Origin of the sequence: Thioalkalivibrio sp. (assembly GCF_007692535.1) — a bacterium.
Taxonomy (GTDB): domain Bacteria; phylum Pseudomonadota; class Gammaproteobacteria; order Ectothiorhodospirales; family Ectothiorhodospiraceae; genus Thioalkalivibrio.
Window position 1 is genome coordinate 1 of record NZ_REBW01000238.1, and the last position, 7,433, is coordinate 7,433.

At 65.3% G+C, this 7,433-nt stretch carries 6 protein-coding genes; 2 read left to right on the forward strand and 4 right to left on the reverse strand.

Features of this window, described 5'->3' with window-relative positions; all coding sequences use genetic code 11:
• The 4 genes from ilvB to EA346_RS13445 all read right to left on the reverse strand — a co-directional run.
• Nucleotides 1-1,513 (reverse strand): biosynthetic-type acetolactate synthase large subunit (gene ilvB / locus EA346_RS13430; RefSeq protein ID WP_296759459.1); only part of this gene is annotated, 1,513 nt, incomplete at its 3' end.
• A 139-nt stretch (nt 1,514-1,652) separates the two neighbouring features.
• The gene (locus tag EA346_RS13435) at nt 1,653-3,230 is read right to left on the reverse strand and encodes a DNA mismatch repair protein MutS (RefSeq protein ID WP_296759460.1); all 1,578 of its coding nucleotides are present in this window, start codon (nt 3,228-3,230) and stop codon (nt 1,653-1,655) included.
• Nucleotides 3,231-3,362: 132 nt separating this feature from the next.
• A complete protein-coding gene (locus EA346_RS13440) occupies nt 3,363-4,526 on the reverse strand; it encodes an aldo/keto reductase (protein WP_296759461.1) in 1,164 nt (387 codons plus the stop codon).
• A 209-nt stretch (nt 4,527-4,735) separates the two neighbouring features.
• Nucleotides 4,736-5,638, reverse strand: a complete 903-nt coding sequence (locus tag EA346_RS13445; protein WP_296759463.1) for a homocysteine S-methyltransferase family protein — start codon at nt 5,636-5,638, stop codon at nt 4,736-4,738.
• A gap of 204 nt (nt 5,639-5,842) precedes the next feature.
• On the opposite strand from EA346_RS13445, the gene EA346_RS13450 reads away from it, so the two are divergent.
• Both EA346_RS13450 and EA346_RS13455 read left to right on the forward strand, forming a co-directional pair.
• Nucleotides 5,843-6,418, forward strand: coding sequence for a TetR/AcrR family transcriptional regulator (locus EA346_RS13450; protein WP_296759465.1), 576 nt, complete (start codon nt 5,843-5,845; stop codon nt 6,416-6,418).
• A 143-nt stretch (nt 6,419-6,561) separates the two neighbouring features.
• Nucleotides 6,562-6,948: a cupin domain-containing protein gene (locus EA346_RS13455; RefSeq protein ID WP_296759467.1), complete on the forward strand. Its 387-nt coding sequence runs from the start codon at nt 6,562-6,564 to the stop codon at nt 6,946-6,948.
• Nucleotides 6,949-7,433 lie beyond the last annotated feature (485 nt).

The following is a 7,433-nucleotide window of genomic DNA, read 5'->3' on the forward strand; positions in this document are numbered from 1 at the left end:
CGTCCATGTAGGACATCGCGTAACGGCCCTGGTAGAAGAACTCCTGCCACTGCCGCACCATGCCGAGATAGCGGTTGTTCAGGTTCACGATCTTGATCGGCAGATGGTACTGCAGGCAGGTCGACAGTTCCTGGATGCACATCTGGATGCTCGCCTCCCCGGTCACACAGGCCACGGTGGCATCGGGATTCGCGAACTGTGCACCCATCGCGAAGGGCAGGCCGACACCCATGGTTCCGAGGCCGCCGGAATTGATCCAGCGGTTGGGCTTGTCGAAGCCGTAGAACTGGGCAGCCCACATCTGGTGCTGGCCGACGTCGGAGGTTACGAAGGCATCACCGCCGGTCAGTTCCCAGAGCTTGCGCACCACGTACTGCGGCTTGATCAGCGGCGAGGACTTGTCGTACTTCAGGCAATCCTTCGCGCGCCATTCCTCGATCTGTCGCCACCAGGCGGTCAGGGCTTCCGTGTCCGGCTTGGTGTTCATGGATTCCAGCTCGCGGATCATTTCGCGCAGAACCGACTCGACCTGGCCGACGATCGGGATGTCCACCTTCACGTTCTTGGAGATCGACGCCGGATCCACGTCGACGTGCACGATCTTGGCGTAGGGGCAGAATTTCTCGATGTTGCCGGTGACACGGTCATCGAAGCGCACCCCGATCGCGATCAGCACGTCGGCGTAGTGCATGCCCATGTTGGCTTCGTAGGTTCCGTGCATGCCGAGCATGCCCACGAACTGGGGGTCCGATGCCGGGTAGGCGCCCAGGCCCATCAGGGTATTGGTGATCGGGTACCCGAGCTTGCGCGTCAGTTCGGTCAGGGCCTCCGAGGCCCGACCCAGGATCACGCCCCCGCCGGTGTACAGCATCGGCTTCTTTGCCGACAGGATCAGCTCCAGCGCCTTGCGGATCTGGCCACTGTGGCCGCGCATCGTCGGATTGTACGAGCGCATCTTGATCTGCTTCGGGTACTCGAACACGCAGGTGTCGGCGGTCACGTCCTTGGGGATGTCGACCACGACCGGGCCCGGGCGTCCGGAGGTCGCCACATAGAACGCCTTCTTGATGGTCAGCGCCAGGTCCTTGACGTCCTTGACCAGGAAGTTGTGCTTCACACAGGGGCGCGTGATACCGACGGTATCCACTTCCTGGAAGGCGTCGTTGCCGATCAGGTGGGTCGGAACCTGGCCGGAGAACACCACCAGCGGCACGGAATCCATGTAGGCATCGGCGATGCCGGTCACAGCGTTGGTCGCGCCAGGGCCCGAGGTCACCAGGGCCACACCACACCGGTCGGACGACTTCGCATAGCCCTCGGCCGCATGCACCGCGCCCTGCTCGTGCCGCACCAGGATGTGGGCGATGCTGTCCTGCCGGTACAGTGCATCGTAGATGTGCAGGACCGCGCCGCCGGGATACCCGAATACGACCTCGACACCCTCTTCCTGAAGGCAGCGGACAAAGATTTCTGCGCCAGTGATGGCGGCTGGCTTGGCGGGGGTCTCAGACATGATTGTGGTGCTTCCTGATGGTCAAGTACTGCGATCCTGTGCCAACCGCGTACCCCGGGTCAAAATGACATAGCATCGTAATATGAAATGCCCAGGGTTTCACGGTTTTCGGCAAAGAGCATCGCGGCCACAGGCCGCTCTACGCGGGACCGGGTGAGGGGGACCGGGCCGACGGCAACCCGGCGAGATGTTCTCGTGCCCGCGCCACCAGCGTGGCGGGGAGGCCGTTCTTTTCCGCAATGGTGAGGCCGAAGGAGACTCCCGGCTCCCCCGGCAACAACCGGTAGGTCGGCACCAGCCGCTCGACGTCGAACTGCATCGAGGCATTCAGGATGCCGGGATGGCGCGCGGCATACTCCTTCAATGGAGCCAGATGCGTATTGACGATTCCGCAGACCCCCCGCGAACGCAGTTCGTCGAGCATCGCCATCGCCAGTGCCGCACCCTCGTCCGGATCGGTCCCGGTACCGAGTTCGTCCAGCAGAATCAGGCTGCGCCCGGTGGCGTGCTCGAGGACCCGCTTCAGCACCTCGACATGGCCGGCGAAGGTGGACAGGTGATGCAGCAGGCTCTGGTGGTCCCCGACATCGACCATCACGCGGTCGAACCCCCCGATCATGCAGTCGCCTTCGGCCGGGATGTGCAGGCCGCACCACGCCATGGTGACCAGCAGACCAAGGGTCTTCAGGGCCACGGTCTTGCCGCCGGTATTGGGGCCCGTGATCAGCACCAGCGGCCGATCCGGGGGCAGATCGAGGCTCAGCGGCACCGGGCGTGGACCACTGCCCTCCGCGTACTGGAGCAGCAGCAATGGGTGATAGGCCTCCACCAGCGTCACGCCAGGCGCCTCGCGCAGCGCCGGTGCATGCGCGTTCATCTGCTGCGACATGCGCCCGGCGGCGAAGGCCAGGTCGATCCAGGTCAAGGCCCCCAATAGCCGTTCCAGCGCTGGTCCATGTTCCCGCACCGCGTCCGTCAGCTCGCGCAGCAGGCGCTGCTGTTCGGTGTTGATCCGTTCGTTCACGGTATCGAGCCGGTTGTTCAGGGGCACCGCCTCGATCGGTTCGATGATCTGGTCACGGCCACCCAGCGCCGAACCGCGGCGCACGCCCTTCACTTCTCCCGCCGCCTCGGCGCGCAGCACCATCACCGCCCGCTCCTGGTGCCACTGCACCCGCCGCGAGCCGCCCTCGGGCTGCAGGGCCTCCAGACGCCTGCGCACGACCTGCTCCACCTCCCCGCGCAGCCGCGCGCGCTCGGACGCGGCCTCGGCCAGCGCCGGGCTCGCTTCGTCGCGCAGGGTGCCGCCCGGATGCAGCGCCCCGTCGAGCCGCTCGAGCAGCGCCGTGGGGGGCCGCAGGTCGGCGAGATCCTGCGGATAGATCGTCGGCGTATCGGCCAGGGCCGCGGCCAGGCGCGCGCTCTCGCGCATGATCAGCTGCAGGTTGTTCATGGCCTGACTGGAGAGCGCAGCACCTGGATTCGACGCCTGACGCAGCGCCGGGCGCACGTCCGGAAGGACGCCGAACTCCGGCAGCGTACCCGCCTCCAACCGCTGGCGGGCGACGGTGACCGCGTCCTGCAGCGAACGGGCCACCGCCAGCGTCGGCGCCGGCTCCAGCGCCCGTGCGGCATCGGCGCCGTAGGGCGTCGCGGTGAGCCGCTCCAGCAGCCGCTGGATCGCCGGAAACTCCAGGGGTTTCAGATCCGCTTCCATTACGTTCCCCTCAGGGAGAGCCGACCCGAATGATGTTCGGGCCCCGAATCCGCCTGCGGATGTCCCGCGAAGCAGGATGTTGCAGTCGCATACCGCGCACCTGAAGAGAACCGATACGGGTCATCCCCATCGTCACTCAGCCTTCTGGTACATGGCCAGGTAGTCCTTGCGCTCCAGTGGCGGGCGCGCGGCCACCGCGAGCAGGTCGTCCAGGTGTTCCGGCGTGCTGATGCCTACCAGTGTGGTCCCGAGCCCCGGCGTCGAACGGTTGAACTGCAACGCACGCCGGGCCGCGTTCGGCTCCTCGGCAAGCCGCTGCGCGACCACATCCGCCGACTGGGTTGCGAGGTGCCCTTTCAGCAGGGTGTGCGAGGCCATCATGAAGACCTCCAGCTGGTGCGCCGCCTGCAGCGCCGAGGCAACGTTGCCCTTCCCGGTGGCGGTATTGAAACGGGTGAATCCCTCGAGCATCACCTGGTTGAAGGGCAGCATCGCCAGCTTGAAGTGATGTCGCGCCATGTCGTCACCGGTGACCGCCTGCGCAGCGCGCTCGGCCAGACCCTGCATCGACGTCAGCGACTGGAAAACAGGAGCATCGGTCTCGACCCGGAAACCCTCGAAGGTGCTGATACCGTAGGTCCGGATGCGGTTGTCGCGCACCGCGCGCTCCAGCACCTCGAACACGGGCTCCAGCTTGCGGTTGGTGGCCTCCTTGCCGATCTCCGGGATATGCACCTCGGGTTGATCGATCAGGAAGGCGTCCAGCGTCTCGACGCCGATCAGGCTGCGTGTGAGTTCGATCTGATAGTGGATGTACTCCGGCGTCAGGAGGTGCGCACCCTTCGCGAGATCGGTCTTCGAGCCCAGACCCTGCGCGACGATCTCGCGCTCGAACCAGGCGGCCATGTCCTCCGGCGGACCACCGCGCAGCGTGAGGAACCCGCCCTTGCCGATCAGGAACATCGCCTCGCGCGGCACGCCCGCGGCGAGCGCGGTGCGAACCCCGGCGCCAACGGCGGCCAGCGAACGGCCGTAGCGATAGTGCGCGCCTGTGTCGATCACGTTGATCCCCGCGCCGAGGGCGCGCGCGACCACGGCGCTGATGCGGGCGTCGACCTCGGGCGTCGCGGCGCCCCCGAACGTGCCGATGCCGAGGCTGGACAGCCGCATCTTCGCGCGGGTGAACTCGCTGTAATGGCCCTCCGCGGCACGCCCGGCCGCCATGTGCTCCTCAGCGTAGGCCCGGGTCGCCCGCGCATTCGCGTAGCCCGGAATCAGCTTCTGGGTCGACTCCATAAGAATCCTCGAATATGGAGTCGGCATCCTACGCGAGCGCAGCCCTGTGGCAAAAATGCGCCCCAAGCGCGGGGGGATACTTCGCTCTTCCGGGTGCGTCGACCCCGCCGGCAAAAAATGGAATCGCCGCGGCGGGGATGTGTGGATCTCGCGCCTCTTGCCGGCCCACCTGATCACCCTGCTGGTCGGAGTTGTATCTTTTCCGATTCTTAGATCACGCGGCGCAGCTCGGCGATGTGCGCCGGGCCGACTTCGCAACACCCACCGACAATGGTTGCGCCGGCATCCAGCCAGCGGCGCGCGTATTCGGCATAGCGCGCCGGGGTCAGTTCTTCGCGCCGGTCGGGGACGTTGGCGCCGTCTGCGACCTCGAATCCCGCCTCGATCGCACTGAACCCGTTGGCATAGGCGCCAAACGCGCGCCCGGCGTGTTCGGCCAGCGCCGGCAGCGCCGCGTCGACGCTTTCAGGCATCGAGCAGTTGAACAGCAAGGCTTCGACCTCGACCCCGTCCAGCGCCTCGATGGCTTCCCGCACGGTTTCGCCGCTGCGCAGCAGCCCGCTGCCGTCGTCGGCGACCGTCCACGAGACCCATACCGGCAGACCGGTCGACACCGCGCCGCGGGCTGCGGCCAGCGCCTCCGCGGCAGTCGACATCGTCTCGCAGATGAACAGGTCGACGTATTCTGCAAGGATCGCGGCCTGCTCGCGGTACAGCGGCTCGATTTCTTCCAGTGGCCGGACCCGATCCGGCCGGTAGCTGCCGTGGATGGGCGGCAGCGATCCGGCAACGAGCACTTCGCGGTCGGCTTCGTCGGCCGCCTGGCGCACGAGCTCGCCTGCGGCCCGGTTGCAGCGCACGAAACCGTCGTCGATGTCCGCGGAATCCAGCCGCCGCCGAGTTGCGGCATACGAGTTGGCCGTGATGACGTCTGCGCCCGCATTGATGAAATCGCGGTGCACGGCGATCACGGCCTCCGGGGCATCGAACAGCGCCCGGGCCGACCAGAGACCATCGCTGGTTTCAAGCCCGCGTGCGGCGAGTTCCTGGCCCATGCCGCCGTCCAGGAGAAGTCTGTGCCCGCCCTGAAGCCTTTGGGTCGATGTTTTCATGATGTAAATCCGTTGAATTTCAAACCAATCCTGACACATTCCCAACACTGCTGTCCCACCTACGCGGACCAGAGCACAAGCGGTATCTGCGGATCGAGTGGATCCTGCTTCCGACCGTGGGACCGTGTAAAGCATCCGCAAGCCGACCGATGCTTTGAATGGACTAATCTATAGTATGGACCGACTGGTCTACTGGATGAACCGATGAAACGCCCCACCAAGGAACGCCTGCTCGAGGGCGGGCTCGCAATGCTCCTCAAGCACGGCTACAACGATCTGGCTATCCAGGAATTGCTGGTGGTCCATGGCATTCCGAAGGGCTCGTTCTATCACCATTTCCGCAGCAAGGAAGACTTCGCTCACCAAGTCATCGACCGTTACATGCAGGAGGTGCATGCGGGCCTCGACGCCTGTCTCGGGGACGCCGGCCGACCACCGCTGGAGAGGGTGCGCGCGTTTTTTGAACTGTCGCGCGAGAAATACCGCGGCGAGGGGTACATGGGTTGCCTGCTGGGCAGCCTGGGGCAGGAACTATCGGGGGTGAACGACGCATTCCGGTTCAAGATCGAGGGGTGCTTCTCCGAGATCACCGCACGCGTCGCCGTTTGCCTGGAGGAGGCACGCCACCTGGGCGCCCTGCCCCGCGAAAGCGATGCCCAACACATGGCGGTGCTGCTACTCGACTGTTGGGAGGGCGCCGCCCTGCGCAGCCGGCTGCGGCGCGACCCGAAACCTCTCAACGCGATGCTGGACTTCTACTTCCGCTCGGTTGTCCGCTGAGCAGAAGGCTGGTTGGTTACGCGTCTTGACGGCGCGAGTTGGCCGTCTATAGTCATAACTAGACTGCGCGGTCTAATAAGTGGCTAGATCCAGATCCGTCGGCGGGCCACTCGATCCACCAACTCCCGTAAAAGGAGGACATCATGCGCATCACCAAATCAGAGGTTCCGGAGGTATTCAGCGTGCCCGGCGCTGTGGCACGGCAGATCCTGGAGTTCGGCGACGCGAGCGACTACGGCAAGATGACAGGTGAGTACTTTTCCCTGGCATCGGGCACGGATATCACGCCCCTGTTGCAAGGCCTTGAGGAGGACCTGTGTCAGTCCCCCCACTGGGGCTACATGATCTCAGGGAGGCTCACGGTGACCTTCTCTGACGGTACCGAGGAAACCGCCCGTGTGGCCGATCTGTTCTACTGGCCGCCGGGCCACACGCTGAGGGTCGAGGAAGACGCCGAGATCATCCTGTTTAGCCCGCAGACCGAGCACTGCGCAACGCTCGATCATCTCAAGCGGCAACTTGACCATTGACGCGGTAGAACCCCGGGGGAGGTGGCGTGTCCCACGACACTGCCTCCGGGGCACCTCTGAGTACTGGTGGAACGGCTACCAGCGGCGACCACAAAAGGCCGTCATTCAGCCGTCAAGAATACTCGACCGCAGTCGCGTGCAAAGCGGACATGTGATCATCACGCTGACCGACGCTGCCTCCCGGGCCGTGCCGGCAACAAACCGCAAGATCCGTCGCCCATGCGCAAGATTCTGCAAGTATTTGACCGACCCAGCCCCTAGGCTCGAAACAAGGGTGCCAGTCGGGATACCTGATCCCGGGAAACCCCGTCCCAGGTGGGCTAGCCGCCCCGGCACTGGTGCATCGGTCGCCACTGGCGCCCGGGCCCGTGCACCTCCGCGGCTGGCCGTACGAGCGGGGGATGTGGTGCCCTGAACTTCCTCAACGACAAAAATGGAGGATCGGCCATGCCTTTACACCGCTACGTCATCGAGCGTGATGTCCC